This is a genomic window from Nonomuraea harbinensis (genome assembly GCF_019396385.1).
Taxonomy (GTDB): domain Bacteria; phylum Actinomycetota; class Actinomycetes; order Streptosporangiales; family Streptosporangiaceae; genus Nonomuraea; species Nonomuraea ferruginea.
This window is the reverse complement of record NZ_JAHKRN010000062.1, coordinates 21272-47715: the sequence shown is the minus strand read 5'-3', so window position 1 is coordinate 47715 and position 26444 is coordinate 21272. Positions and strand designations below refer to the sequence as shown.

The following is a 26444-nucleotide window of genomic DNA, read 5'->3' as shown; positions in this document are numbered from 1 at the left end:
GGATGTAGGTGAATCTCTGAAATCGCGTCTCTAGGGGCTTTCGGGTGTCTGCATCTCTCACGGCTGGATGACCTGCAGTTTCAGCTCTGCAGGACCTCCAGGACCCGCGAATTACGTCGAACCCGGGCTGTACGGAGGTCGGGCACCGGAGTCGATCCTTCGAATGGTGGGGCGGAGGGGTCCTTACGTGAAAAGGGCCGCCAGCCCCTTTTGGGGATGGCGGCCCTTTTCTTAGCCGAGGCCGTCGCCTACGTCGCCTGGGGGCTCGTCCTGGCTGGGGAAGCCGTCGTCGCCGTCGTCGGTCGGCACGTCGTCCGTCGGGAAGTCGTCGGTCGGGAAGTCGTCCGACGGCTGCTCGGTCGGGGTGGGGGCCGCCGGGCCTTGCGACACGACGATGGTGACCGTCATGTTGGGCTGGAGCTTGGCGCCCTCACCCGGGTTCTGCTGGATGACCGTGCCCTGGGCCTGGTCGCTCGGCTGGGTGACGACCTTGACCTTGAAGCCCGCTTCCTCCAAGGTGCGGCGGGCCTCCTCCTCGGTCATGCCCTGGACGCTCGGTACGGCCACGGCCTCCTTCGGGATGAAGAGGGTCACCGTGTCGCCCTTGGCGACCGAGGCGCCGGCCTTGGGATCGGTGCGGAAGACCTTGCCCTCCGGCTGGCTGGACGCGCGCGTCTTGATCGTGCTGCTGAGCCCCAGCTCGGTCAGCCTGGCGTTGGCCTCTTCGGTGGTCATGCCGATGAGGTCGGCGGGGACCTTCACCTTCTCCGCGCCCTTGGAGACCACGACCTTGACCGTGGCGCCCTTCTCCACCTCGGTGCCCTCGGCCGGATCGGTCTCGATGACCGTGTCCTTGTCGTACTCGGCGCTGAACTCCTCGGTGACCTCCGCCGTGAGGCCGAGCTGCTTCAACTGGCTCTCGGCGTATTCACGCGTCTTCGCCTCCAGCCCCGGCACCTTGACCGTGGTCGGGGCCGTCGGGCTGCCGCCGCCGCTGAACATGACGTAGCCCAAGGTGATGAAGGCGCCGATGACCAGCAGCGGGATGATGATCCACAGGGCGGTCTTGACCGCGTTGCCGCCGCCGTTGTTCGCCCGGCGGCGCCCGGCCCGGCCGCCGCCCTCGTCGTACTCGTAGGGCGGGACGGCGCTGGAGCGCTGGGTGGCCGGGCCGGTGGCGGCCTGGGTGGCCGTCATCATGCGGGTGCCCTGACCGTAGCCGTTCATCGCCATCGTCTGGGCGTCGACCGGCATGCCGGACATGGCGCGCTGGATGTCGGCCCGCATCTCGGCCGCGCTCTGGTAGCGGTGCGCCGGATCCTTGGCCATGGCCTTGAGCACGATCGCGTCGGCCCACTGGGGGATCTCCGGGTCGATCTGCGACGGCGGGATCGGCTCCTCGCGGACGTGCTGGTAGGCGATCGCGACGGGGGAGTCGCCGGTGAACGGCGGCTGGCCGGTGAGCAGCTCGTAGAGCACGCAACCGGTTGAGTAGATGTCGCTGCGGGCGTCGACGCGCTCACCGCGTGCCTGCTCCGGCGAGAGGTACTGGGCGGTGCCGATGACCTGGGCCGTCTGCGTCATCGTCGCGGCCGAGTCGGCCATCGCGCGGGCGATGCCGAAGTCCATCACCTTGACGTCGCCGGCCGTGGTGATCATCACGTTGGCCGGCTTGATGTCGCGGTGCACGATGCCGCCGCGGTGGCTGTAGTCGAGCGCGCGCAGGATGCCGTCGACCAGCTCGGTCGCGCGTTCCGGGATCAGCCGCCGGTCGGCGCGGAGCAGGTCGCGCAGCGTCCTGCCGTCGACGTACTCCATCACGATGTAGGGCACGGGGGCGCCGTCGGTGACGTCCTCGCCGGTGTCGTAGACCGCGACCACGGCCGGGTGGTTCAGCGACGCCGCAGACTGGGCCTCACGGCGGAAACGGGCCTGGAAGGTGTGATCACGGGCCAGGTCCGACCGAAGGGTCTTGATCGCGACGATCCGGTCCAGCCGGATGTCTCTGGCGCGATACACCTCGGCCATGCCGCCGCGCCCGACGACACCGTCGAGCTCGTAGCGACCTCCGAGAAGCCGAGGCTGAGTCATTTCCTGCACTGTCCCTTACCGTTCATCTTGGTGCCGGCCTGCTCGGGGGGCGGCCGCCGGTGTCCATCATCGACCCGTTGGCGCGTCACGTCTCCTCCTTCGGCGGGTTCGAGTCACCCGGGTCCGGCGAGGCGGAAGGTGTCGGGGTCGTCGGCGTCGTGGTGGGGGTCGGGGTCGGCGTGGGGGTCGGGGTACGGGTCGGGGTCGGGGTCGGGCTCGGCGTCGGCTGCGTCGTCGGCGTAGCCGACTTGCTTACCGTAGCCGACGGCGAGGCTACCGGCCTCGACGACTTGACCGTAACCACAGGAGGCCGACGGGTCTCGGTTTTGGTCCGTGAGGGCTTCTGCCGGGGCTTGTCGGAAGCAGGCAGCGGAGGCGTCGTCGTCTCCGGAACGACGAGCGGCGGAGTCTGAGGGGCGGGGGTGAGCGCCCACGCGCTGAAACCCACGGCCACGACGGTCCCGGCCGCCGCCGCCGTCGTCAGCACCCGCCCGAACCGGCGCCGCGGCGGCGTCTCCTGCAGCTCCGTGACCGGCTCGGCGCCCATGGCCGCGGGCCCGTCCGCCGTCCGGTCTTCCTGGCGGGGACGGATCGGGAAGCCCGAGGGGTCGGTCAGCGAGCCGAGGTCGGCGCCGCCGGCCGACAGCGACTCGCGCAGCACGTACGCGCGATCGGCCAGCTCCCGCGCGGAGCCGGGCCGATGCGCGGGATCCTTGGCCAGCAGCGCCGCCACGAGCTCGCGCACCGGGGCGGGCACGTCGACGCCCAGCGCCGGCGGCTGCTCGCCGAGGTGGCGCAGCGCGATCGCCACCGCGCTGTCGCCGTGGAACGGGGCCCGGCCCGACAGGCACTCGTAGGCCACCACGCCCAGGGAGTAGAGGTCGGTCGAGGGCGTGAGCTGCAGACCCTGGGCCTGCTCCGGGCTGACGTACTGGGCGGTGCCGAGCACGGTGCCGGTCTGCGTCACCGGAGCCGCCTCCATGGCCCTGGCGATGCCGAAGTCGGTCACCTTGATCGTGCCCTCGTGCGTCACCAGCAGGTTGCCCGGCTTGATGTCGCGGTGGATCACGCCGGAGGAGTGGGCGGCGTGCAGCGCCTTGGCCGTCTGGTGGAGCACGTCGAGGGTGACCTCGGCGCCGAGCGGGCCGTTGCGGACCAGGATGGTCGACAGCGGCTCGCCGTGCACCAGCTCCATCACCAGATAGGCCCGGTCGGCCTGCTCGCCGTAGTCGAAGATCTGCGCGATGCCGGGGTCGGCGAGGCCGGCGGTGATGCGCGCCTCGTTGCGGAACCGGCCGCGGAACGCGGGGTCGGCGTGGATGTGGCTGTGGAGCACCTTGACGGCCACCTCGCGCCCGAGCAGCTCGTCGCGGGCACGCCAAACCTCCCCCATGCCGCCGGCGGCGATGCGGGAGATCAGGAGATAGCGGTTACCGAGCCGCATGATTCAGCACGTTACCGTCCATTACTTCAGCACCGCCTCCATCACCGCTTTCGCGATGGGCGCGGCCGTTCCGCCACCCGTCGCCTCCCCGCCGCCGCGTACGGCGCCGGACTCGACCATCACCGCGATCGCGATCTTCGGGTCGTTCGCGGGGGCGAACGAGATGAACCAGGCGTGCGGCTGCTGGCCCTGAGCGGTCTCGGCGGTTCCGGTCTTCCCAGCTACTTGGACGCCGGGAATCTGCGCGCGGTTCGCGGTGCCGTTGGCCACGACGCTGATCATCATGTCGGTGAGCTCGCCCGCCGTCTCGGAGCTGACCGCCTCGCTGAACTCCTCGGGGTCGGCCTCGTCGATCGTGTCGCCGTTGGGGTCGGTGATCTTGTTGACGAGGTACGGCTTCATGACCACGCCTTCGTTGGCGATGCCGGCCGCGATCATCGCCATCTGGAGCGGCGTCATCTGGTTGCTGCGCTGGCCGATGGAGGCCTGGGCGACGGCCGCCGCGTCCTCCTTGGGGCCGAAATCGCTCTTGGCCACCGACATCGGGACGGCCAGCGGCTTGCCCGCGCCGAACTTCTCCAGCTGCTCGCCCATCGCCTCATGGCCGAGGTCGATGCCGATCTTGCCGAACGGCGTGTTGCAGGACCTCTCCAGCGCGAAGCGGAGCGTGACCTGGCCGGAGCCGCACGCCGCGCCGCCGTAGTTGGGCAGGTCGGCGGTGGTGTTGGGCAGGTCGAGCACCTGCGGGGCGTCCACGGTGGTGTCGGCGCCGCGGCTGGAGTCGTCCTCCAGGAAGGCGGCGGCGGTCACCACCTTGAACGTCGAGCCCGGCGGGTAGGTGTTCTCGATGGTGCGGTTGAGCAGCGGCTGGCTCTTGTCCTTGGCCAGCTCGTCGTAGCGGCCGAACACCTCGGACTTGTTGGTGCCCGACAGCTCGGCCGGGTCGTACGTGGGCAGCGAGACCATGGCGAGGATGCCGCCGGTCTTCGGCTCGATCGCCACCACGGCGCCGCGCTTGCCGCTCTCGCGCAGCGCGTCGTAGGCGGCCTTCTGCGCCTCGGGGTTGATCGTCAGGTCGACGTTGGCGCCCCTGGTCGGCTCGCCGGTGAACAGGTCGATGCCGCGCTGCAGCAGCAGGTCGGCGCTGGAGCCGTCGAGCAGGTCGTTCTCGCTGCGCTCGATGGCCGACTCGCTCTCGGGCGAGAAGAAGCCGGTCACGTGCGCGTACAGGCGGCCCTCGGGATACTCCCTGAGGAAGCGGAAGTCACCCTTGGTCTCCTTCGACTGGGCCACGATGACCTTGCCGCCCGCGGTGATGCGCCCGCGCTGCACGGCGTACCGCTCGTAGAAGTTGCGGGTGTTGCGGGCGTCGTCGCTCAGACTCTGCGCGCGGACGCCCTGGAGGACGTTCACGTTGATCATCAGGAGGCCGAACATGGCCAGGCAGGCCACGGCGGCGCGCTTGATAGTCCGGTTCATCGCTGGAACACCTGCGTCATTCCTTCGTTCTGGATCGCCTGGGGCGGCGGCCTGCGCGCCGCGTCGGACATGCGCACGAGCAGCGCGATGAGGATCCAGTTGGACAGCAGCGCCGAGCCACCCTGGGACATGAAGGGGGTGACCAGGCCGGTCAGGGGGATGAGGTTGGTGACACCGCCGACGATGATGAAGATCTGCCAGGCCAGCAGGAACGACAGGCCGACGGACAGCAGCTTGGTGAACGGGTCGCGGGCGGCGAGCGAGGTGCGCAGACCGCGCTGCACGATCAGCGCGTAGATCACGAGGATCGCCATCAGGCCCGTCAGGCCCAGTTCCTCGCCGGTGGCGGGGAAGATGAAGTCGGAGAAGGCCAGCGGGATCAGCTCGGGGTGGCCCTGGCCGAGCCCGGAGCCGAGGATGCCGCCGGAGCCCATCGCGAACAGGCCCTGCATGAGCTGCTCGCTGCCGCCGATCGCGTTGTAGATCTCGGGGTTGCCCGGGTCATTGAACGCCCGCCAGCGCATCTGCACGTGGTCGAAGAGCAGGCCGGCCATGATCGCGCCGCCCAGGAAGAGCAGGATGCCGATGATCACCCAGGAGATGCGCTGGGTGGCGATGTAGAGCATCGCGATGAACGTGCCGAACAGCAGCAGCGAGGAGCCCAGGTCCTTCTGCAGGACCAGGATGCCCAGGCTGACGCCCCAGGTGATGAGCACCGGGCCGAGGTCGCGGGCGCGCGGCAGGTCGATGAAGAGCAGCCGCCGCCCGGCCAGGGCGAGCACGTCGCGCTTGGCCACGAGGTAGCCGGCGAAGAAGACGACCAGCGCCAGCTTGGCGAACTCGGCGGGCTGGAGCTGGGCCACGCCCTCGATGCCGATCCAGATGCGGGCGCCGTTGATCTCCTGGCCGAGGAACGGGATCAGCGGTGAGACCAGCAGCAGCAGCCCCAGCGCACCGGCGGTGTAGGTGAGCCGCTGCAGGGCGCGCTGGTCACGCAGGAAGATCAGGGTGACGCTGAACAGCACGATGCCGATGAGCGTCCACAGGAGCTGGGTGTTGGGCGAGGCGAGCGTGGCCGACGGCAGCGTGGAGTCGGTCTCCGACAGCCGGAAGATCATCACCAGGCCGAGCCCGTTGACCAGCGTGACCAGCGGCAGGATCAGCGGGTCGGCCCACGGCGCGAACTTGGCGAGCACGAGGTAGGCGGCCAGCATCAGGCCGCCCAGGCTCAAGCCGTACGTCAGCATGCCCGAGGGGATCGCCCCGTCCATCGCCAGCCCGACGTTGGCGTAGGCGCCCATCGTGATCACGACCGCGAACGCGAGCATGACGAGCTGGGCCATGCGTCGCTTGGCGGGCATGGGCACGGGGGCTGCGGCCACTTCGCTCATCTATTGAGGTTTCGTCCTTGTGGGAGTGGGAGATGGCGACGCGCTCGCGGTGGGGGTGGGTTCCGCGAACTTCATCGTGTTGATCTTGGTGAGGCCCTCGGCCACGTCGCCGACCTCGATGCCGTCCTTGACCAGGGCCTGGTCGGGCGGCGAGAGCCGGGACAGGGCCTTGCCGGTGTGCTGGGCCACCTTGAAGAACTGAACGGGGCCCACCTCCTGCTGGATGCCCTGGAAGACGACCACTTCGTCGGCCCAGGCCCCGACGAAGAACTGGTCCTGCGTCCATTTCCAACCGAAATAGCCGCCGACGCCCGTGACGACGGCGGCCACGGACAGCACGGTGACCAGCACGGGCCACACCCGGCGACGCTTGCCCGACTTGCGGGACGCTCGCGCGACCGGCTCGTCGTAGTCGTCATCGGTGATGGCCGGCTGGGGAGCGGTCACCGCGCTCGCTCGCCCCGGCGCCGGCTCCTCGCCGCCGTGCAGCCGGGTCATGCCCGCGGCGCCGACGACGGAGGCCTCGACGGGCACCTGCTGGCCGTCGGTGATCTCCAGCACGTCGGCGATCACGCACGTGATGTTGTCGGGCCCGCCGCCGCGGTTGGCCAGGTCGATGAGCTGGCGTACGGCCTCTTCGGGATCGTCGAGATTGGTCAGCGTGGCGTGCAGCGTCTCCGCGCTCACCACCCCGGACAGCCCGTCGGAGCAGAGGAGGTAGCGGTCGCCCACCTGCGCCTCGCGCAGCGTCAGGTCGGGGTCGACCTCGCCGCTGCCGTCGAGCGCCCGCAGCAGGATCGAGCGCTGCGGATGCGTCGCGGCCTCCTCGGGCGTGATGCGCCCGTCGTCGACCAGCTGCTGGACCAGCGTGTGGTCATGGGTGATCTGGTAGAGCTCCCCGCGTCTGAGCAGGTAGGCGCGCGAGTCGCCGACGTGCACCAGCGCGACCTGGGTGCCGTTCCAGAGCATGGCGGTGAGCGTGGTGCCCATGCCTTTGAGGCTGGGATCCCGTCCCACCATCTCGTGCAGCTTGCGATTGGCGTCGCGTACGGCTGCCTCGATGGCGTTGAGCAGGTCACCCCCCTGCTGGGCCTCTTCGAGAGAGGCCATCGCGGCGATGGCGACGGAGCTCGCCACCTCGCCGTGTGCGTGCCCGCCCATGCCGTCGGCGACGGCGAGCAGGCGGCCGCTGGCGTACGCCGAGTCCTCGTTTCCTTCGCGGAGGAGGCCGACGTCCGAGCGGGCGGCGTAGCGGAGTGCGATGGTCATTTGCGCAATTCAATGACTGTCTTGCCGACACGGATCGGAACACCGAGCGGCACCGGGGTCGGGCGGGTGACTTTCGAGCGGTCGAGATACGTGCCGTTGGTAGAGCCGAGATCTTCCACGATCCACTGACCGTCCTGGGGAAAGAGCCGGGCGTGCCGGCTGGATGCGTAGTCGTCGCTGACTACCAGCGTGGCGTCGTTCGCCCGGCCAATGGTGATGGGCGTCTCCGTGAGATTAATGGTGGTGCCTTGCAGCGGGCCACCTGTCACGATGAGCTGGCGGGGTTCCCCCTTCCTGCTCTTGGGCTTGGGCGCGGGCTTGGCCGGTTTGGCCCCTTTGCCCGGGCCGGCGGGAGCCGTACGTGACCCGAACAAGTCAGTCCGGATCACGCCGACTGCGGCAATGACGAAAAACCACAGCACCGCCAGGAATGCGAGCCGGATCAGCAGCAGCGTGAGCTCGGACATGGACCGTCTGTCTACCTCTAATCGCGCCGGAACACCAGAGTCGTGCGCCCCAGCGTCACTCGCGTGCCGTTCTGGAGCTCGATTCTGCGTACCGGCTGGCCGTTGACGAAAGTGCCGTTGGTCGACCCGAGGTCGACCAGCACGACTTGCTGACCCTCGACGCGCAGCTCCGCGTGGTGGCGGGAGACGCCGGGGTCGACGAGACGAAGATCGCAGTCGGTGCCGCGCCCCAGCAAGGTCACCGGCGTGGTGAGCTCGTAGGAGCGGTCGCCCTGCGGATCGTCCTGGGTGCTGACGAGCAGCCGGGGCCGCCCGCCGAACGCGTTGGGACGTGACGGGGGCAGGTCGCTCGCCGGCTGGCGGATCTCGTCCTGCTCAACCGTCGCGCCCCGGATGACGCCGGACCTGATGCGGAACAAGCCCACCGCCAGGTCGCCCGCCGTCTCGAATCGGACCCGGACCGGTCCCACGAAGGAGTAGCCCTGTTCCTTGGCGTACTCCCTGGCGAGGTTGGCCAGCTCGTGGCTGATGCTGTCGGCGTAGACCTCTAGCCGCTCGGCGTCGGTCGTGGACAGCTCCACCACGAAGTCGTTCGGGACGAGGGTACGGCCCTGGGCGACGATCGCCGCCCGCTCGTCCATCTCCCGCTGCACCGCGCTGGCGACCTCGACCGGCTGAAGGTCAGATTTGAACGCCCGCGCAAAGGCCCCCTCAACCAAGCCTTCGAGCCGTCGCTCGAAGCGCTGAAGGACTCCCACCGGGTACCTCCCTTCCTCCGTGCATATGATCGCGGCCCCCCGGCGCGCGTGGCGCCCGGTCTCCGCTCGAACCACGAGGCGGCGGCCCCCGGCGCTCCTGAGGCACTCGCGCCCAGCTCCTCCGCTCCCGTGTCTTATGCGATCGTATCCGGGTTCAGTACCAGTGGCTGTTACGTGCTAGTGTTTCTCCGCACCCACAAGGGCGGGTGGCGGAACGGCAGACGCGCACGGTTCAGGTCCGTGTGTCCGAAAGGACGTGAGGGTTCAAATCCCTCCTCGCCCACCTCGGTAGGGTCGATGAAAATCGGCAGACCCACCCTGGCGAAGAAGAGCCCCGGTTCGCAAGAGCCGGGGCTTCATCTTTTCCTCGACATCCTGTCCGCTTGCGGCCTCCCGGCCGTACCGCCGGGCGAAAGGTACGCCCGGCCGGTTGCAGCTCGCTTTCAAACCGCTTCCGGCCGGGGCCCATTGTTTTCGCTCAGAGCGAAGCTGAGGTCAGGCCGCCAGTTTGCGCGTGTCCAGCAACTGCCCCAGCAGGTCGGTGAGGCTCACCATGCCGATGACCGCGCCGTCGCCCCCGGTGACCAGCGCCAGGTGCGCACGGGCCTCCTGGAGGGCCGCCACGGCCTCGGGGACCTGCGTGAGGCTCGGCAGCTTCGGCACCGGCCTGGCGAGCTCGCTCGCCGTACGTCCGGGCTCCAGCAGGGCGTCACGGGCGTGCAGGACCCCCGCCACCTCGCCGCCGTCGCTGACGAGCAGCCTGAGGTGGCCGCTGCCGGCCGCCACGCGCCGGATCTCGGCCGTGCCGGCCCGCGGGGGTACGGTGACCGCCCGGCCGATCGGCACCATGAGGCGCTCGATGCCCTCGGCCTCGAACCGCAGCGCCCGGGTCAGCAGGTCGTGCTCCTCCCGGTCGAGCAGCCCCATCCGGCCGGACTCGCCGACCAGCATGGCGAGCTGGCGCGGCGTCCTGGTGGTGGCCAGCTCGTTGCGCGGCTGCACCCCGAAGAGCCGCAGGCCGAGGTTGGTCAGGCCGTTGAGCGACGACAGCAGCGGCCGCATCACCGAGGTGAAGGCCCTGAACGGCAGGGTGAGCAGCAGCGCCGCCTGCTCGGGGTGGGTCAGCGCCCACGACTTGGGCGCCATCTCGCCCACCACCATGTGCAGGAACGTCACCAGGGCCAGCGAGAGCGTCAGCGCGATCGGCATGCGCAGCGGCTCTGCCACGCCGATGGCCGCGAACACCGGTTCGAGGTAGTGCTCGATGGCCGGCTCGGTCACGTACCCGAGGCCCAGCGTGCACAGCGTGATGCCGAGCTGGGCGCCGGCCAGCATCAGGGAGAGCTGGCGGCTGCCGCCCGCGGCCGACCTGGCCGCGATCCTGACGAGCCGGTTGCCGCCCGCCGCGATCTCCTCCAGGCGGTGCCGCCGGGAGGACACGAAGGCGAACTCGGCGGCGACGAACAGCGCGTTGAACGCCAGCAGCGCGACGCTGATCATGATCATCGTCATCGGGTCGCCTCCGCGGGCTGCTGGGCGGGCGCCAGCCGCACCCATTCGGGCACGCGCCGGTTGAGCGAGATCACGGTCAGCTCGGCCACGTGGCGGTCGCCGCCGGCGTCGTACTCGAACGGGTCGGCCTCGACGACGGTCGGCACCGTCACCGTGTCGCCAGGCTCGGGCATCCGGCCCAGCTCGGCCAGGATCAGGCCGCCGAGCGTGTCGTAGTCGTCGCTTTCGGGCAGCGCGATGCCGGTGGCCCGCTCGACCTCGTCGAGCCGCAGCCTGCCGGGCACCTCCCAGACGCCGCCGGGCTGCCGCACGGCGCCCACCGGGTCCGGGTCGTTCTCGTCGACGAGCTCGCCGACGAGCTCCTCAGCGAGGTCCTCGACGGTGATCACACCCGCCAGGCCGCCGTACTCGTCGATGACGCAGGCGATGTCGTCCTTGGCGACGCGCATGCGGTCGAGCACCGCGGGAAGCGGCAGCGAGTCGGGCACGAGCAGCGCCGGGCGGGTGATGTCGCGCACGGCGCCCTCCTCGATCCCGGAGGCGAGCAGCTCGCGCACGCCGGTCACGCCGGCCACGTCGCCGTCGTCGCCGAGCACCGGGTAGCGGCTGTGGCCGCACTGCCGCATGGTCTCCAGCAGCTCGGAGATCGGCTGGGCGGCGCGCATCGCCACCACCCGGGGCCGCGGCACCATGATCTCCTCGGCCGTGTGGTCGCCGAACTCCAGGGCGCGCTCCAGCAGCTCCGACAGTCGAGGCGGCAGCTCACCGGCCTCCGTGGACTCCTCGATGATCCGGGAGAGCTCCTCGGGGGTGGCGCCGTGCTCCACCTCCTCGACGGGCTCGATGCCCACCTTCCTGAGCAGCCCGGTCGCCGCCGAGTCGAAGAGGCGGATCACCGGCCCGACCACGGCCAGGTAGACGAGGGTCGATCCGGCCAGGAACTTCGCCACCTGCTCCGGCCTGGCGATGCCGAGGTTCTTCGGCGCTAGCTCGCCGAGCACCATCTGCACCACGGTGGCCACGCCCACGCCGATGGCGACGGAGAGCCCGGTGATGAGGGCGTCGGAGAGGCCGGCGTCCGTCAGCCAGGGCCGCACGATCACGGCGATGGCGGGCTCGGCCAGGAAGCCGACCAGCAGGGCGGTGACGGTGATGCCGAGCTGGGCGCCCGACAGCATGAACGAGAGGCGTGAGGTCACGCGGAGTGCCTTCTCGGCGGCCTGGTCACCGGCCGCGGCCTGCTCGCGCAGGACGGCCCGGTCGACGGCGACGAAGGCGAACTCCTGGGCGACGAAGTAGCCCGTCGCGGCTGTGAGCAGGAAGAGGGCCATCAGGCCCAGATAGGCGCTCACCGCTGCGAGCTCTCAGGGGAACCCGTGCATGTGCACGGGCGGCTACTCCATGGGTCCGCAGTGGACACGATCATCCCTTCTTTAGAGCTGGTCCATAAAACTAACGATGCGGATGGCCTCTGTGTTTCCGGTGGTCTTATCTGCCTGGTTCTACGTACTTTTCCGTGGCGGAACAATGGCCGGTGGACTGCACTGAGCGAAGTGTTGGACGTAGCTTCTATGTCAGGGCGACTATGTCAAGCAAGGGGAAGAAGGAGCCACGTGGCTGAGGACGACCGGACGCGGGCCATGCGCTCGCCGGGCGAGCGTCGCCCGCTGCCTTCCAGCAAGGACGGGCCGCGTGCGGCGGGGGCCCCGGCGCACCACTTCCCGCAGCCCCCGCAGCAGCCGGTCGCCGACGACGTGCCGCGGTCCAGCTCGCGGGTGTACGGCAAGCGCCGGTCGGGCAGCAGCCCTGTCAGGCCCATGCGGAGCACCTCCGACCGGCCGCCCCCGCCGCCCGGACAGCGGCCGCCGCGCCGGCGGATCAAGGGCGGCACCGTTCTCAAGATCCTCCTCGCGCTCCTGGTGGCGCTGGTGGTGACCGCCGCCGGCATGCTCTTCTGGATCGACGGGCGGCTGGGCGGGCTGCCCGCCGGGATCCTGGACGACTACGAGGGCCGCCCGGCCGACACCCCCGGCACCAACTGGCTCCTGGTCGGCTCCGACAGCCGCAAGGGCCTGTCGGCCCGCGAGCGCAGGAAGCTCGCCACCGGCAACAGCGAGGGCCAGCGCACCGACTCGATGATGCTGCTCCACCTGCCCGAGGGGAGCGACCGGCCGACGCTGGTCAGTCTGCCGCGCGACTCCGCCGTCACCGTCCCCGGCCAGGGCCGCAACAAGCTCAACGCCGCCTACGCGATCGGCGGGCCCAAGCTCCTGGTCCGCACCGTCGAGACGGTCACGGGCATCCGCGTCGACAACTACATGGAGATCGGCTTCGCCGGCTTCGTCGAGATCGTCGACGCCGTCGGCGGCGTCGAGATCAACGTGCGGGCCGCGGTCAACGACCCCAAGGCGGGCCTGAAGCTCAAGAAGGGCACCCAGACCCTCACCGGCGCCCAGGCGCTCGGCTACGTCCGCACCCGCAAGGGCGGGGCGCTGCCCGACTACGAGCGGACCAAGCGGCAGCGCCAGTTCCTCAGCGCGGTGGTGAAGAAGGCGGCCAGCCCCGGCACCCTGATCAACCCGTTCACCTCGATCCCGCTGGCGATGAGCGCCACCGACGCCGTGGCGGTCGACGAGGACACCGGCGTGTTCGACATGCTCTCGCTGGGCCTGGCCATGGGCGACAGCCCGGTGACCACGGTGGTGCCCTTCGGCGGCACCGAGAACGTCGCGGGCGGCGAGGCCGTCAAGTGGGACAGGGCCAAGGCGCTGGCCCTGTTCGAGGCGCTGGCCGCCGACCAGCCGGTGCCGAAGGAGATTCTCGACGCGGGTTAGCCCGTCGCGGTGATGGCGGCCGTGGTGACGGCGATCGAGATGCCCGCGTTGATCGCGGCGATCGTCTGCGCCACGGCCTCGGCCTCCCACGCGCCGGCCGCGATCTCCTTGACCCGGCCCTTGTCGGCGCCGGGGAACGCCTTGCGGTCGAGCTTGGCGGCGTGCATGACCGCGATGAGCACGGCGGTGCGCGGGTCGGGCTCGGCGCCGCCCAGCGCGCCCGCGACCCGCTCGCGTACCCGCGACTCGACGCTGCCGTCGAGCTCGGGCCAGCGGGTGGTGCGGAAGATGCCGAACACCCGGCCGCGCTCCTCGGCCAGCACGCCCGCGGCGGCGAGCCGGGTGAGCAGGCGGGTGCGGAGCTTGCCCGACTGCAGCTGCTGCACCCACCAGGCGGGCCTGCGCTCCTTCGGGCTGCCGGCGATGCGGGCGAGCGCGGCGTCGAGCTCGTCGTCGCCCAGCGGCGCGGGGTCCAGGACGGTCACCTTCTTGTCGCGCAGCGTGATGCGCTCGCTGATCGCCAGCTCGGCCAGGAGGGCGCCGGCCACGGCGGGGTCGAGCTGGATGGTGGAGAGCAACTGCCTGCCGTCGTCCTCGCCGAAGGCGAGAAGGAGGATCTCCTCCGCGATCGTCACGCTCATCCTCTGACACTAACGTGCGAGCATGACCATCTCGGAAAAATTGCACGCCGTCGGCCGTCCCCTGCTTGAGGCTCAGCTGGCCCATCCCACCGTTGCCGGGATCGGCCGGGGCGATCTGCCCGAGCCCGTGTTCCGGTCGTGGCTGGAGCAGGACTACCTCTACCTGCTCGACTACGTGCGGGTGTTCGCCAAGCTGGCCTGGCAGGCTCCTGACGCGCACGTCGGCGACCTGGTGGACCTGGCGCACTCGACCTACCACGAGGAGCTGGATCTGCACCGTTCGCTGTCGGCCGAGTTCGGGGCCGATCTGGAAGGGGCGGTGAAGGGGCCGGCCTGCGTCGCGTACACGTCCTTCCTGCTGGAGTCCGCGGGCTCGTACGGGGAAGGGCTGGCGGCGCTGTATCCGTGCATGTGGGGATATTCGACGCTGGGGCGGATCCTGGCGGAGAACCCGCCCGCCGAGCCGCGCTACCGGGCCTGGGTCGACACTTACGCCGACCCGGGGTTCGCCGCGCTGGCCGAGCGGATCGCCCAGATGATCGACGAGACGGACGTCGATCCCGACCGGGCGGAGGCGATGTTCACGGAGGGGATGGCGCACGAGCTGGCGTTCTGGGACGTGCCGTAGCGCCGCGTAGTCTGGAGAGCATGCCTGAACTTCCCGAGGTGGAGTCGCTCACCGCGTTCCTGGGCGAGCGGGCGGTCGGCCGCACGATCGCGGGCGTCGACGTGGTGGCCTTCCAGGCGCTCAAGACGTTCGACCCGCCGGTGACCGCGCTGGGCGGGCTGACCGTCACGGGCGTGTCCCGTCACGGCAAGTTCCTCGACCTCGACTGTGACGGGCTCCACCTGGTCATCCACCTGGCCCGGGCGGGCTGGCTGCGCTGGCGTGACGACCTGTCGGGCGCCAGGCCGGTCCGTCCGGGCAAGGGCCCGCTCGCCGTACGGGTGCGGCTCGCGCCCGACGCCGACGGGCTGGCGCCGGGGTTCGAGCTGACGGAGGCGGGCACGCAGAAGCGCCTGGCCGTCTATGTCGTGAGAAATCCGGATGAAGTGCCGGGTGTCGCCGCGCTCGGCCCCGACCCCCTCGACGAGTCCTTCGACGTCGCCGCGCTCAAACGCATCGTCGGCGGCAACCGCACCCAGATCAAGGGCCTGCTGCGCGACCAGAAGGTCGTCGCCGGCATCGGCAACGCCTACTCCGACGAGGTGCTGCACGCCGCGAAGATGTCCCCGTTCAAGGTCGCGGCGACGCTGACCGACGCGCAGATCGCCGACCTGCACGACGCCATCGTGACCACGCTGCGCGAGGCGGTCGAGCGGGCGCGCGGCCTGGCGGCCAAAGACCTCAAGGCGGAGAAGAAGTCGGGGCTGCGCGTGCACAACCGCGCGGGCCAGCCGTGCGACGTCTGCGGCGACACGATCCGCGAGGTGTCCTTCGCCGACTCCTCGCTGCAGTACTGTCCCACCTGCCAGACCGGCGGCAAGCCGCTGGCCGACCGCCGCATGTCCAAGCTGCTCAAGTAGCGTGCCGAGCACGACGCGCGGCAGGTAAGAATGGGCGCATGACGGTTTCCGAGGTCGAGGTCCGCGACGTGCCCGACGACGCCTACCTGCTCGACGTGCGCGAGGAGTACGAGTGGGTGGCGGGCCACGCCCCCGAGGCGGTCCACATCCCGATGACGCAGATCCAGGCACGGGTCGACGAGGTCCCCTCCGGCCGTCCGGTCTACGTCGTGTGCCGCGTCGGCGGCCGTTCGATGCAGGTGGCGGCCTGGCTCAACCGCCTGGGCCGCGAGGCGGTCAACGTGGGCGGCGGCATGCAGGCCTGGGAGCACGACAAGCGTCCCATGGTCAGCGAGACGGGCCGGCCGCCGATGGTCGCCTGACCCCGACTGGCCGAAACGGGACTAATAGTGCATCATGGGGGCGGCAGCCGGAGTTGATCTCCGGCTGTTGACGACCCACCGCGGGAGCTCGGGGCCAACCGGGCTGAGAGGGCAGCTACGCCGCTGCCGACCGCATGAACCTGTCCGGGTAATGCCGGCGTAGGGAGTGCGCGATGTCGCATGCCATCCATGGCGAGGAAGTTCCGCTGACCCTGGAGGGCGAGCCCCCCAAGACGCTCGGAGTGCTCGACCAGGGCGCGCTCTGGGCCAACCTGGCGGTCAGCCTGCTGGGCTTCTCCGGCGCCCTGTTCCTGATCGACCCGCTCGGCGGGGCGCCGCTGACCGTGACGGCCGCCCTGGTCGCGACCGTGGTCGGCAGCCTGATCGGCACCACCATGGTGGGCCTGGCGGCCATCCCCGGCACGCAGACCGGCAAGCCCGCGATGGTGCTGCTGCGCGGGCTGTTCGGGGCGCGGCTGTCGTACTTCCCCACCGTGCTCAACATCATCCAGATGATCGGCTGGGGCGCGTTCGAGCTCTGGGTGATCGCCCAGGGCGCCCTGGCCATCTTCGGCGACACGGTCCCGTACGCGGTGTGGGTGATCGTCGCCGGGGTGATCACCACGGTGCTGACCGTCTGGCCGCTGGGCGCGGTCCGGCTGATCAGGCGCTACATCACGGTTCTGGTGATCATCGCGATGATCTGGTTCGCGGTGCAGTTCCTGGGCGACGCGCAGCCGCGGACCGGAGGGTCCTGGGAGGCGTTCGCCCCGGCCGTCGACTACGTGATCGCGCTGTCGGTGTCGTGGGTGCCGCTGGCCGCCGACTTCGCCCGGCACTCCAGGTCCAGCCGGGCGGCCTTCACCGGCGTGGTCGGCGGCTACACGCTCGCCCAGGTCGCCTGCCTGGCCCTGGGCGTGTACGCGGTCGCGATCGCCGGGGCCGAGGCGGTGGCGGCCGACAGCACGGCGGTGTTCGGGCCGTTCGTGGCGGTGCCGCTGGGCGCGCTGTTCTTCGCGATCCTGGTGCTCCGCGAGGCCGACCAGTCGTTCGCGAACGTCTACTCGACGACCGTCTCGCTGCAGAACCTCATGCCGCGCGTCGACCGGCGGATCATCAGCACCCTCATCGGCCTGTTCACCGTCGCCATCGCGCTGGTCGTGGACGTGACCTCCTACGGCGCGTTCCTGGGCGTGATCGGCGCGGTGTTCGTGCCGATGTTCGCGGTGCTGGCCGTCGACTACTTCCTGCTCGGCGGCGCGGCCCGGTGGAACACCGACGCCGACGCCCCCGCCCGCTGGTCGATGCTGGTGCCGTGGGCGCTCGGCTTCGCGGCGTACTGGCTGACCACCTCCACCCCCACCGTCGCCCCGTGGGACGGCTTCTGGGCCGGGGTGCGCGAGGTCATCGGCTTCACCAGGGAGCCGTGGATGAACGGCGCGCTGGGCGCGGCCATCGTCGCGGCCCTGGCGACGCTGCTGATCGGGCTGGTCACGCGCCGCGTCGCTCGACGGTGAGCAGATGGCGCTTGGCGGCGGGGCCGCCCGCGTAGTCGCCGGGCTCGCCGTCGTCGCGCACCACGCGGTGACACGGAACGATCACGCACACGGGGTTGGCGCCGAGCGCGTTGCCGACCGCGCGCAGCGCGCGCGGCCTGCCGATGAGCTCGCCGATCCGGCCCATCGTCGTGGTCGTGCCGTACGGGACCGCCATCGTCTTCTGCAGGACCGTACGAGCGAACGGCGTGGCGAGGGTCAGGTCGACCCGGGTGGAGAAGGCGCGGAGCCGGCCGGAGAAGTAGGCGTCTAGCTCGCGGCGGACCGGGTCGAGCCGCCGGGCGTCGGTGCCGATGAGGCTGCCCACCTGGTTGGACACCCGCTCGAACACCACGTGCTCGTCCTCGTAGCTGCAGGCGACGAGGCCGCGCGCGGTGACCGCGAGCACCAACCTGCCGACCGCGCCGTCGTAGGTGCCGAGCGCGACGTCGAGCTGGCCGTCACCCCGATAAGTGTCGGACGTCACCCGCAGCAGGGCCTCGAGGTCGCCCGACACGCCTTCACCTCCACCCGCCATGAAAAAGCCGTGACCGCAGCGTATCGGACGGATCGCCCGACGCGAGCGCCACGCCGCGGGCACTATGGAGTCGTGGGGGACCCAAGGGGTGCGAGTGACGACGAGATGGTCCGCGCGGTGCTCGACAGCTCACCCAACGCCGTCGTCGCGATCGACCGGGACCAGACGGTCCTGGTCTGGAACGCGGCCGCCGAGGCGCTCTTCGGCTGGCCCGCGGCCGACGTGCTCGGGCGCAGGGCGCCGATCGTGCCGGAGGAACTGGCGGCCGAGCACCACGCGGCCCTGGAGCGGGTCCGCACCGGCGGGCAGGTGTCGCTGCGCACGAAGCGGGCGCGCGCCGACGGCGGCGTGCTGGACGTGCGGGCCGACATCAGCGCGCTGCGCGTGGGCTGCGCGACGGCGGGATACGTCTGCGTCTACCACCTGGTGCAGGCCGACCACGCGGCCAAGAGCCGCCTGGCGCGCCGCGCGAGGCTGGTGCGCAGGCTCACCGACGTGGTCGGCGACATCAACGCCGAGCTGGAGCTGCCCGCCGTGCTCGACCGCATCTCGGCCAGCCTCACCGAGCTGACCGGGGCCGACGCGGGCGGGTTCGTGCTCATCGAGGGCGACCGGCTGCGCCTGGTCAGCACCTACCGGCTGCCGGACTCGCTGAAGGACGCCACCACCGACCTGGACACCAGCCTGGTCGGCACGCTCCTGCGCACCGGCAGGACCGTGCTGCTGGAGTCCGCCGGGCTGGACCGGCTGGTGTGGGCGCGGCTGAAGGGTCTGCACACGATCGCGCTCGGCCTCGCCGCCGTCGGCGGTCGCCCGTACGGCGCGCTCTACGCGCTGTTCGCCAAGCGCAAGCCCGGCCACCTGGAGCTGGAGCTGCTGGAGCTGCTGGCCGGGCACGCCGGGATCGCGGTCGGCAACGCGGTCGCCTACCAGGAGGCGGTGCGGCAGCGCGCGCACGAGCGGGCCGTGTTCGACGCCAGCGCCGACGGCATCGCGGTGCTCGACGGCGACGGCCGGGTGCTGCGGTGGAACCCGGCCGCGGCCGAGCTCACCGCCGTCAGCGCCGAGGAGGTCATCGGCGGCCCGCCGCCGTTCCCGCTGCCCGGACCTGGGGAGAAGGTCACCCACCAGCTGCCCAGCGGGCGCTGGCTGGACGTGGTGTGCGCGCGCATCGAGGAGACCGGCGAGCTGGTCGTCGACTTCCGCGACGTCACCGCCGCCAAGGAGCTGGAGGAGGCCAAGGACCTGTTCCTGGCGACCACCAGCCACGAGCTGCGCACCCCGATCACGGTCGTCCGCGGCTTCGCCGGCACGCTCGACGCCCGCTGGGACAAGCTGAGCGACGCCGAGCGCCGCTCCGCCGTGCACACGATCGCCGAGCGGGCCAAGTCGCTCGGCAGCCTCATGGACCACCTGCTGCTCGGCGCCAGAGCGGGGGCGGAGGAGCAGGTGGTCGGCGACGAGCCGTTCGACCTGGCCGAGCGGCTGCACGCGGCCACGCTCGGCCTGCCGGTGCTGTCCGACAGGCACCGCATCGAGGTCGGCATCGCCGTGGGCCTGCCGTGGGTGATGGGCGATCCGCTGGCCACCGACATCGTGCTCGGCCAGCTCCTGGAGAACGCCTTCAAGTACTCGCCGCAGGGCGGGCTGATCAGCGTCGGCGCCTGGCGCGAGAACGGCGGGGTGGTCGTGGTGGTCGACGACGAGGGCGTGGGGATCGCGCCGGCCGACCGGGAGCGGATCTTCGAACGGTTCGTCCAGGTGGAGACCGGCGACCGCCGGAGGTTCGGCGGCGTCGGGCTCGGCCTCTACATCGTGCGGAGCCTGGCCAGGGCGCAGGGCGGCGAGGTGAGCGCGCATCCGCGCCCCGGTGGCGGCACCCGGATGAAGCTCCAGCTCAGGTCCGCTTCTACTATCGGATCCGACACACCGGTGCGGTAACGAGGTGGTCACGGTTGCGCTGATCTATCGTCCGATGTGTACAAGCTGTGATCGAGATGCGGTTTCTGGGATCGAGTAACGGGGCATTTCGGTCGTACCGGGGGTGCTTCCGCGGGGGGCACTGGGAGACGGGGAGGTGGGTGTGTCAAGCGTGGTGCTACTGCCGTACGCGCCGTCCAGCGTCGCCGTCGCCCGCCAGCGTCTCAGCAACGATCTTCAGGACTGCGGGGTCTTCGATCCCGCGATCGACGATGCCGTACTCGTGGTGAGCGAGCTGCTCAGCAACGCGCTACGGCACGCCCACCCGTTGCCTTCGGGGATGGTGAGGGTGTCCTGGCTGCGTAACGATGGTCACATCGAGGTGGCGGTCAGCGACGGGGGAGCGGCGACCGAGCCGAGGGCGGGCCGGCCGGCCCTGTCCTCGCTGGGCGGCCGCGGGCTGGGGATCGTCGAGTATGTGGCGGAGAGCTGGGGCGTGCGGCATGACGGCGACACGACAACGGTGTGGGCGATCCTGCCCGCACCTCAGAAGCAGATGAACGGGCAGGTTCACGCGCTCAAAGAGGCCGGGTAGCGAGCACGGCGCGCTCTCCCACGGTCCACGCCGTGGAAACCAGCAGATAGAGCCCGGCGGCCAGGGGGAGCACCGCCGCGGCCAGCACCGAGCCGAATGGCAGCAACGGTGTCACCCTTCGGATGAGCTCCGGCTGGTCGTCGGTCAGCGCCGACTTCACCGTACGGGAAGACAGCCATGCCACCGCGGCCATCAGCACGAGCACCAGAGCGAAGACCGAAAATGGGCCGCTGAACAGACCGTAATGTGCGAGCACGGCCGCGACCTGCTGACCGAGCGGAGCCCCGAACAGGTCGTGGCCCGCCAGCGCGGTCGGGTGGGTCGCCACCCGGAACATCAGCCACATGAACGGCAACTGGGCCAGCCCCGGCAGGATCCCCGCGAACGGCGAGCTGCCCTCCTTGGCGAACAGCGCGGACGTCTCCTTCGCCAGCCGCTCCGGGTCGCGCCCGAACCTCTTGCGCAGCTCGCGCAGCCTGGGCGCGAGGCGGTCCCTGACGCGGGCGCTGCGTGCCTGGCGGATGCCCAGCGGTAGCAGCAGGAGCCGTACGGCCAGGGTGAACAGCACGATGCCGAGGGCGGCGTGGCCCCCGGAGACGCCGATGACGAACGAGACAAGCGAATCGATCATGAGCCCTTCTCCCATGGAGACTTCCAGGGCTCGGGTCCGAGCCCCGCCTAACAGGAAGCGGGGCGCGGTGAAGGAGCTCGCGGTCTCGGTCTCCCGGCCGCGTCGGGATCGCGCTGGCGCTGGAAGGCCGTGCGCCGCGCGTACACCAGGGGGAACCCGGACGGCTCACCGCCGCAGGCCGGCAGCAGCCTGGCCGCCCACGAGACCAGCAGCAGGACCGCCACCATGGTGACGGCGATGAGCCAGGGATCGAACAGGAAGGCCGTCACTGCGGCGAGGACGACTTACCGACCAGCGTGACGACGACGAAGACCAGCAGAGCGATCACTCCGATGATCAGCGCGATCTTCAGCAGCCCCAGAACCATGGGGATGATGAAGGTGAACAGCACGAAGAGCGCCAGCGCGGCACCCGCCACGAGCATGATGACTCGACCCATGACGCCACCGTACGTCGTGCCGGTGCCGCGTGCGAGGCTTACGAAGCGATGACGTGATCGCCTCGCCCGCGCCGCAGCGCCGTACCGTGAGGGCGTGAACACCCGCATCCTGGTGGTCGACGACGACCCGAACGTGTCCGAGGTGGTCGCACGCTATCTGGAGCGCGACGGGCACGAGGTCGAGTGCGTGGGCGACGGCGCGGAGGCGCTGCGCCGCGCGCTGGCCAGGCCGCCCGACCTGATGGTGCTCGACCTGATGCTGCCCCAGCTCGACGGGCTGCAGGTGTGCAGGAAGCTCAGGGAGCGCTGGCCGGTGCCGGTGATCATGCTGACCGCGCTCGGGGAGGAGATCGACCGGGTGGTAGGCCTGGAGACGGGCGCCGACGACTACGTGGTCAAGCCGTTCAGCCCGCGCGAGCTGGCCCTGCGCGTGCGGTCGGTGCTGCGCCGCGCCCGCGGCGCGGCCGTCACCGGCGGCACCGGCGTGCTCCGCGACGCCGACCTGACGGTGGACGTGGGCGCCCACGAGGTACGGCTCGGCGGGGCGGAGATCATGCTGACCGCCCGCGAGTTCGACCTGCTGGCCTACCTGATGCGCAACCCCAGGCAGGCGTTCAGCCGGGCGGCGCTGCTCGACCAGGTGTGGGGATGGTCGTTCGGCGACTCCTCCACGGTGACCGTGCACGTCAGACGGCTGCGGGAGAAGATCGAGCCAGATCCGACCGATCCGCGCAGGATCGTCACGGTCTGGGGGGTCGGCTACCGGTACGAACCGCTGGAGGGCCCCGCGTGAGCCTCGGCATGATCGTCGTGGTCACCGCAGGGCTGGGCCTGCTGGTGGCGGCGGCGGGCCTGGCCGTCATGTGGTGGCTGCGCACCCGCTCCATCGGCGTGATGATGGCGATCGTCGTGGTCGTCGCGGTGGCCGCCACCCTGGCCGGCGTGGTGGCGATCACCATGCGGATGATCATCGAGGGCCCCGCCAGGGACGTCGTGCTCAGCGTGATCGCCGTCGGCGGCCTCGTCGGGCTCGGCGTGGCGTTCGTGGTGGCCAGGCGGGTCGTGGCGGAGAGCAGGCGGCTGGTGGCCGCGGTCGGCGAGCCGCCGTTCGTCGCGCCGCGGGGGCTGCCCGCCGAGCTCCAGGCCATCGCCGACGCGCTGCAGGAGGCGTACGCGCGCGAACGCGCGCTCGAAGGCGCCCGGCGCGAGCTCGTCGCCTGGGTCAGCCACGACCTGCGCACTCCGCTGGCCGGGATGCGCGCCATGGCCGAGGCGCTGGAGGACGGCGTCGTGGCCGACCCCGAGACGGTCGGCCGCTACCACCGCCAGATCAAGCTGGAGGTGGAGCGGCTGTCGGCGATGGTGGACGACCTGTTCGAGCTGTCGAGGATCCACGCCGGGGCGCTCCGGTTGTCGCGGGCCAGGATCGGGCTCGCCGACCTGGTCGCCGACACGCTGGCCGGGGCCGAGCCGCTGGCCAGGGCCAAGGGCGTGGTGCTCACCGCTGAGGCGGCGGCGTCGGTGCCGGTCGAGGCCGACGCGGGCGCGCTCGGGCGGGCCCTGCGCAATCTCGTGGTCAACGCCGTCAAGCACACGCCCTCGGACCTGCCGGTGGTGATGCGGGCCGGGGTGGAGTCGGGGATGGCCTGCCTGTCGGTCAGCGACTGCTGCGGCGGCATCCCGGAGGAGGAGTTGTCGCGGGTGTTCGAGGTGGCCTTCCGCGGAGAGGCGGCCCGGACCCCGACGGCGGACGGCGGGGCCGGGCTGGGGCTGGCGATCGCCCGGGGCATCGTGGAGGCGCACGACGGGGTGATCGGCGTGGTGAACGAGGGGCCGGGCTGCCGGTTCGAGATCCGCCTCCCTCTCGGATGACGGGGTGGATCAGGCGGTCTCCGGGAGGATGGACTCGCAGGTGGAGCCGAACGACTCCGACATGGCACGAAATGTCGGGCAGGGCCATCTCCACATGCAGCTCCGGCACCGCAGGATGGGGTGCGCGGCGTCGCTGGTGATGCCGCCCGCGTCACGCGGCTGGTGCAGGTCGAGCAGCCGCAACCCGAGCTCGGAGAACATCAGCAGCTCGTCGCGGGCCCCGGAGAGGAAGTCGAGGTCCTCCCCGGCCAGCTTGGTGCGTACGGGGACGTAACCCTCGTGGTTGACCAGCCCGCGCAGGCGGGCCGCCTCGTCGTGCCACGAGGTCGCCTTCTCGCTGCGGATGAGAATGGCTTCCAGCTGTTCGCGGATTCTCCGACGCTGAGGATCTTCCGGTTGGTCTGTGTTCATAGGTCATCGGGCCCGTGAGCTCGCCCAGCCTCCTCCTGTGAAGTGGTGACCGGATCCGGAGCTCAGGCCCGCCCCCTCTCCGGCCGCCATGGTGGCGCACCGTCAAGTTTCGCCTACTCTCCGTCTTCGTGGAGCCCAAATGGCCACTCTCGTCGCCACCCGGAATCCATGCCGTCATTCACGTATCGGCGTGACAACGTGACCCGGAGCCCTCACGCCGCTAGCCTGCCTCTGTGGAGCTCAAGGTCTCGACTCGATCACATGCCGGCCACGCACTTGTCGTGATTGCCGGTGAAATCGACCTCTATACGGCACCCCACCTGCAGTCGGAGTTCACCCGGCTGCTCCAGGAGGGGCCCGGCCGCGTGGTCATAGACATGTCCGCCGTGGATTTCTGCGACTCCACGGGGATGAACGTGCTGCTGTCGGCACTCAAGCGCATGAAGGAGCAGGGCGGCACCCTGGAGGTGGCCTCGCCGCGCCCCGCCGTGCAGAAGATCCTGCAGGTCACCGGGCTCGACTCGGTGTTCACCGTGCATGACGAGGTGCCGCAGGAGTTCCTTCTCTCCGAGAAGTCATGACGGCGGGCGACACCGCGGTCGTCATCCCGGCCAAGAACGAGGCCGATCGCATCGGTCTCACCGTCGCCTCGGCCCTCGGCCTGCCCGGCGTCGACCTCGTCGTCGTGGTCGACGACGGCTCGACCGACCAGACGGGCCGGGTCGCCCGCGCGGCGGGGGCCAAGGTCGTCCGCCACAGCCGCAACCGCGGCAAGGCGGCCGCCATGGAGACGGGCGCCGAGGCCGTGCGCCTTCTCGACGGCGACGCCCGCCATCTGCTCTTCCTGGACGCCGACCTGGCCGGCAGCGCCCAAGCCGCGGCCGCGTTAGCGGGGCCCGTGCGCGCCGGCGAGGCCGACATGACCATCGCCGCCTTCACCAACCGGGTCAAGCTCGCCGGCCACGGCATCGTCGTCCGGCTGTCGAGAGACGGCATCCGCCGCGCCACCGGCTTCGAGGCGACCCAGCCGCTCAACGGCCAGCGCTGCCTCACCAGGGAGGCGTTCGAGGCGGCCCGCCCGCTGGCCCACGGCTTCGGCGTGGAGACCGCCCTGACCATCGACCTGATCCGCAAGGGGTTCCGCGTGGTCGAGGTCGAGGTCGACATGGCGCACCGGGCGACCGGTTCCGACTGGCGCTCCCAGCTCCACCGGGCCAGGCAGCTCCGCGACGTCGCCCTGGCCCTGGCCACCCGCGAACCCCTCGTGGCCGACAACCTCGCGAAGCTCCGCCCCAGACGCTGACCCTTCCCGGGGTTGTCCACAGGCTGGGGACGGGCGGACGGAGCCCTGTGGCGGGTGTGCTGGAATTTGCGGGTGACTTCCGAGACGCGGGCCGGCTCCCCCCACCGGCTCATGTGGCCGGCCCTGGCCTGCATCGCCGCCTCGATCCTGCTGACGGCCCTCATCGGCGTGCTCGGCCCGTCCGCCATGGTCCCGGCCCTGTCGGGGCCCGGCTGGCAGCCGCCCTACTCGCTGGCCGCCGGTCCTCACCCCTATCTGGTGATCTCCCTGGCCGTGGCCGCCCTGGTGCTCGGCGGGCTCGGTCTCCTCGGCGCCCTGGCCGTGCCGCCCGCGTCCTTCCCCGCGCGCCTGCCGCGCACGCTCGTGCTGCTCGGCTGCCTGGCCGCCGTGCTGCTCGCGTTCCTGCCCCCGTCGGGCTCCGGCGACCATCTCAACTACGCCGGCTACGGCCGCCTGGCCTCGCTCGGCATCGACCCCTACACCCACGGCGCCGACGACCTTCCCGGTGATCCCGTCACCGACGCCGTCGAGGCGCCGTGGCGCGAGGAGCCCTCGGTCTACGGCCCGGTGGCCACGGCCACGCACGCCGCCGCGAGCTGGCTGGCCGGCGACTCCGTCCGCCTGACGATCTTCCTGCTGGCCCTGGTCAACGTCGCGGCGTTCATCGCCACCGGCCTCCTGATCGACCGCTTCGCCCGTGGCGAGCCCGCCGCGCGGCTGCGGGGCGCGCTGCTGTGGACGGCCAACCCGCTGCTGCTCTACCAGCTCGTCGCCGGCATGCACGTGGACACCCTGGCGGTCGCCTGCATGGTCGCCGCCCTCCTGGTCCGGTCGCGGCCCGTCGCCGGGGGCGCCCTGCTCGGGCTCGGGGTCGCCATCAAGCTCAACGCCGGCCTGGTCGCTCTCGGTCCCGCCTGGGAGCTGCGCAGAAACCCCCGCCGCCTGGCGCTGACGGCCGGGGTCGCCCTGGCGGTGGTGGCCGCGGGTTACGCCGCCGCCGGCCTCGACGCCCTGGCCCCGGTGGCCCGCACCAGCAAGTCCATCTCCAACGCCTCGTTCTGGAAGCTCGTCCAGGGCTGGCTCCAGTCGGTCGTCGGCATGGGCCACGCCTACCGCAGCGAGATCCAGGTGGGCTCCCTGCTCCTGCTCGCCCTCATCGCCTGGGCCCTCTTCCGCGCGATCCCGCGCTCCCTTCTCACGGCCTCCCCGGCGCCGGGGCGCGGGTGGTTCTCCGTCAAGGGCGAAGGCGGCCAGGCGGCCGTGGCCGTGGCGGCGGTGATGGTGGTCGCCTACCTGTTCGCCTCGCCGTACGTGCTGCCCTGGTACGACGGGCTCGCCTTCGGGGTGCTCGCGCTGGCCGCGGCGTCCGCCCTGGACCGGTTCATGGTGGCCCACCTGCTGGTGCTGTCGCTGGCCTACCTGCCC

At 71.0% G+C, this 26444-nt stretch carries 26 protein-coding genes, 1 tRNA gene, 1 pseudogene and 1 riboswitch; of the genes and pseudogenes, 13 read left to right on the top strand and 15 right to left on the bottom strand.

From position 1 onward, the window contains the following. Positions 1 to 231: 231 nt before the first annotated feature. From pknB to KME79_RS38990, 7 genes are all read right to left on the bottom strand, one after another. The gene (gene pknB / locus KME79_RS39020) at positions 232 to 2091 is read right to left on the bottom strand and encodes a Stk1 family PASTA domain-containing Ser/Thr kinase (RefSeq protein ID WP_219550785.1); all 1860 of its coding nucleotides are present in this window, start codon (positions 2089 to 2091) and stop codon (positions 232 to 234) included. 85 nt (positions 2092 to 2176) lie between these two features. After that, positions 2177 to 3535 carry a serine/threonine-protein kinase gene (locus KME79_RS39015; RefSeq protein WP_219550783.1) on the bottom strand — a complete coding sequence of 453 codons (1359 nt, stop codon included), beginning with the start codon at positions 3533 to 3535 and terminating at the stop codon, positions 2177 to 2179. Positions 3536 to 3556: 21 nt separating this feature from the next. After that, positions 3557 to 5014, bottom strand: a complete 1458-nt coding sequence (locus tag KME79_RS39010; RefSeq protein WP_219550781.1) for a peptidoglycan D,D-transpeptidase FtsI family protein — start codon at positions 5012 to 5014, stop codon at positions 3557 to 3559. Next, the gene (locus KME79_RS39005; protein ID WP_219550779.1) at positions 5011 to 6405 is read right to left on the bottom strand and encodes an FtsW/RodA/SpoVE family cell cycle protein; all 1395 of its coding nucleotides are present in this window, start codon (positions 6403 to 6405) and stop codon (positions 5011 to 5013) included. The genes KME79_RS39010 and KME79_RS39005 overlap by 4 nt, the downstream gene beginning before the upstream one ends. Then, entirely contained in the window at positions 6406 to 7674 is a 1269-nt protein-coding gene (locus KME79_RS39000) for a Stp1/IreP family PP2C-type Ser/Thr phosphatase (RefSeq protein WP_219550777.1), read from the bottom strand. Beyond that, positions 7671 to 8141: an FHA domain-containing protein FhaB/FipA gene (locus tag KME79_RS38995; RefSeq protein WP_148036053.1), complete on the bottom strand. Its 471-nt coding sequence runs from the start codon at positions 8139 to 8141 to the stop codon at positions 7671 to 7673. Before KME79_RS38995 ends, KME79_RS39000 begins: the two co-directional genes overlap by 4 nt. A gap of 17 nt (positions 8142 to 8158) precedes the next feature. Continuing rightward, on the bottom strand, positions 8159 to 8899 hold the full coding sequence (locus KME79_RS38990) for an FHA domain-containing protein (RefSeq protein WP_219550775.1): 741 nt from the start codon (positions 8897 to 8899) through the stop codon (positions 8159 to 8161). A 200-nt stretch (positions 8900 to 9099) separates the two neighbouring features. Here KME79_RS38990 and KME79_RS38985 point away from each other — a divergent pair. Further along, positions 9100 to 9182: transfer RNA gene (locus KME79_RS38985), tRNA-Leu, on the top strand. Positions 9183 to 9394: 212 nt separating this feature from the next. Here KME79_RS38985 and KME79_RS38980 read toward each other — a convergent pair. Together KME79_RS38980 and KME79_RS38975 are read right to left on the bottom strand one after the other, a co-directional pair. Then, complete coding sequence (locus KME79_RS38980; RefSeq protein WP_219550773.1) at positions 9395 to 10411, bottom strand: hemolysin family protein; 1017 nt, start codon at positions 10409 to 10411, stop codon at positions 9395 to 9397. After that, positions 10408 to 11763 carry a hemolysin family protein gene (locus tag KME79_RS38975; protein WP_219550771.1) on the bottom strand — a complete coding sequence of 452 codons (1356 nt, stop codon included), beginning with the start codon at positions 11761 to 11763 and terminating at the stop codon, positions 10408 to 10410. The genes KME79_RS38980 and KME79_RS38975 overlap by 4 nt, the downstream gene beginning before the upstream one ends. A 261-nt stretch (positions 11764 to 12024) precedes the next feature. Between KME79_RS38975 and KME79_RS38970 the strand changes: the two genes are divergently transcribed. After that, on the top strand, positions 12025 to 13245 hold the full coding sequence (locus KME79_RS38970; RefSeq protein ID WP_308249211.1) for an LCP family protein: 1221 nt from the start codon (positions 12025 to 12027) through the stop codon (positions 13243 to 13245). On the opposite strand, the gene KME79_RS38965 is transcribed toward KME79_RS38970, so the two are convergent. Further along, positions 13242 to 13886, bottom strand: coding sequence for a GOLPH3/VPS74 family protein (locus KME79_RS38965; protein ID WP_219550769.1), 645 nt, complete (start codon positions 13884 to 13886; stop codon positions 13242 to 13244). The genes KME79_RS38970 and KME79_RS38965 overlap by 4 nt on opposite strands. A 22-nt stretch (positions 13887 to 13908) precedes the next feature. Here KME79_RS38965 and KME79_RS38960 point away from each other — a divergent pair, with 22 nt between their 5' ends. The 4 genes from KME79_RS38960 (at position 13909) to KME79_RS38945 (ending at position 17292) form a co-directional block, all read left to right on the top strand. Further along, complete coding sequence (locus KME79_RS38960; RefSeq protein ID WP_148036058.1) at positions 13909 to 14514, top strand: TenA family protein; 606 nt, start codon at positions 13909 to 13911, stop codon at positions 14512 to 14514. 20 nt (positions 14515 to 14534) lie between these two features. After that, complete coding sequence (locus KME79_RS38955; protein WP_219550767.1) at positions 14535 to 15413, top strand: Fpg/Nei family DNA glycosylase; 879 nt, start codon at positions 14535 to 14537, stop codon at positions 15411 to 15413. Positions 15414 to 15451: 38 nt separating this feature from the next. Then, positions 15452 to 15775, top strand: coding sequence for a rhodanese-like domain-containing protein (locus KME79_RS38950; protein ID WP_219550765.1), 324 nt, complete (start codon positions 15452 to 15454; stop codon positions 15773 to 15775). A gap of 70 nt (positions 15776 to 15845) precedes the next feature. After that, positions 15846 to 15958: riboswitch (TPP riboswitch) on the top strand. Beyond that, positions 15949 to 17292: a purine-cytosine permease family protein gene (locus KME79_RS38945; protein WP_219550763.1), complete on the top strand. Its 1344-nt coding sequence runs from the start codon at positions 15949 to 15951 to the stop codon at positions 17290 to 17292. Its footprint overlaps the riboswitch before it by 10 nt. On the opposite strand, the gene KME79_RS38940 is transcribed toward KME79_RS38945, so the two are convergent. After that, positions 17267 to 17827: a methylated-DNA--[protein]-cysteine S-methyltransferase gene (locus KME79_RS38940; RefSeq protein ID WP_308249210.1), complete on the bottom strand. Its 561-nt coding sequence runs from the start codon at positions 17825 to 17827 to the stop codon at positions 17267 to 17269. The two genes, KME79_RS38945 and KME79_RS38940, sit on opposite strands and share 26 nt — an antisense overlap. Before the next feature lie 126 nt (positions 17828 to 17953). Here KME79_RS38940 and KME79_RS38935 point away from each other — a divergent pair, with 126 nt between their 5' ends. Both KME79_RS38935 and KME79_RS38930 read left to right on the top strand, forming a co-directional pair. Further along, positions 17954 to 19789 carry a PAS domain S-box protein gene (locus KME79_RS38935; RefSeq protein WP_148037207.1) on the top strand — a complete coding sequence of 612 codons (1836 nt, stop codon included), beginning with the start codon at positions 17954 to 17956 and terminating at the stop codon, positions 19787 to 19789. Positions 19790 to 19931: 142 nt separating this feature from the next. Then, positions 19932 to 20363 carry an ATP-binding protein gene (locus KME79_RS38930; RefSeq protein WP_261809001.1) on the top strand — a complete coding sequence of 144 codons (432 nt, stop codon included), beginning with the start codon at positions 19932 to 19934 and terminating at the stop codon, positions 20361 to 20363. Here the strand turns inward: KME79_RS38930 and KME79_RS38925 are convergent. Genes KME79_RS38925 through KME79_RS38915 form a run of 3 tightly spaced genes read right to left on the bottom strand, consistent with a single transcriptional unit; the run spans position 20347 to position 21433 of the window. Further along, positions 20347 to 20994 carry a YidC/Oxa1 family membrane protein insertase gene (locus KME79_RS38925; protein ID WP_219550759.1) on the bottom strand — a complete coding sequence of 216 codons (648 nt, stop codon included), beginning with the start codon at positions 20992 to 20994 and terminating at the stop codon, positions 20347 to 20349. The two genes, KME79_RS38930 and KME79_RS38925, sit on opposite strands and share 17 nt — an antisense overlap. A 47-nt stretch (positions 20995 to 21041) precedes the next feature. Then, positions 21042 to 21263: a DUF6412 domain-containing protein gene (locus tag KME79_RS38920; protein WP_148036065.1), complete on the bottom strand. Its 222-nt coding sequence runs from the start codon at positions 21261 to 21263 to the stop codon at positions 21042 to 21044. Beyond that, complete coding sequence (locus KME79_RS38915) at positions 21260 to 21433, bottom strand: hypothetical protein (protein WP_187281667.1); 174 nt, start codon at positions 21431 to 21433, stop codon at positions 21260 to 21262. The genes KME79_RS38920 and KME79_RS38915 overlap by 4 nt, the downstream gene beginning before the upstream one ends. 94 nt (positions 21434 to 21527) lie before the next feature. On the opposite strand from KME79_RS38915, the gene KME79_RS38910 reads away from it, so the two are divergent. Together KME79_RS38910 and KME79_RS38905 are read left to right on the top strand one after the other, a co-directional pair. Beyond that, positions 21528 to 22226, top strand: coding sequence for a response regulator (locus KME79_RS38910; RefSeq protein WP_148036066.1), 699 nt, complete (start codon positions 21528 to 21530; stop codon positions 22224 to 22226). Beyond that, on the top strand, positions 22223 to 23305 hold the full coding sequence (locus KME79_RS38905) for a sensor histidine kinase (RefSeq protein WP_308249209.1): 1083 nt from the start codon (positions 22223 to 22225) through the stop codon (positions 23303 to 23305). The genes KME79_RS38910 and KME79_RS38905 overlap by 4 nt, the downstream gene beginning before the upstream one ends. 9 nt (positions 23306 to 23314) lie before the next feature. Here the strand turns inward: KME79_RS38905 and KME79_RS38900 are convergent, their stop codons facing one another. Then, the gene (locus tag KME79_RS38900) at positions 23315 to 23716 is read right to left on the bottom strand and encodes a hypothetical protein (RefSeq protein ID WP_148036067.1); all 402 of its coding nucleotides are present in this window, start codon (positions 23714 to 23716) and stop codon (positions 23315 to 23317) included. Positions 23717 to 23949: 233 nt separating this feature from the next. Here KME79_RS38900 and KME79_RS38895 point away from each other — a divergent pair, with 233 nt between their 5' ends. From KME79_RS38895 to mptB, 3 genes and pseudogenes are all read left to right on the top strand, one after another. Further along, on the top strand, positions 23950 to 24297 hold the full coding sequence (locus tag KME79_RS38895; protein WP_148036068.1) for an STAS domain-containing protein: 348 nt from the start codon (positions 23950 to 23952) through the stop codon (positions 24295 to 24297). Then, positions 24294 to 25019: a glycosyltransferase family 2 protein gene (locus KME79_RS38890; RefSeq protein WP_148036069.1), complete on the top strand. Its 726-nt coding sequence runs from the start codon at positions 24294 to 24296 to the stop codon at positions 25017 to 25019. Before KME79_RS38895 ends, KME79_RS38890 begins: the two co-directional genes overlap by 4 nt. 111 nt (positions 25020 to 25130) lie before the next feature. Next, positions 25131 to 26195 (top strand): annotated as a pseudogene (gene mptB / locus KME79_RS45845) (polyprenol phosphomannose-dependent alpha 1,6 mannosyltransferase MptB); the annotation flags it as partial. Positions 26196 to 26444 lie beyond the last annotated feature (249 nt).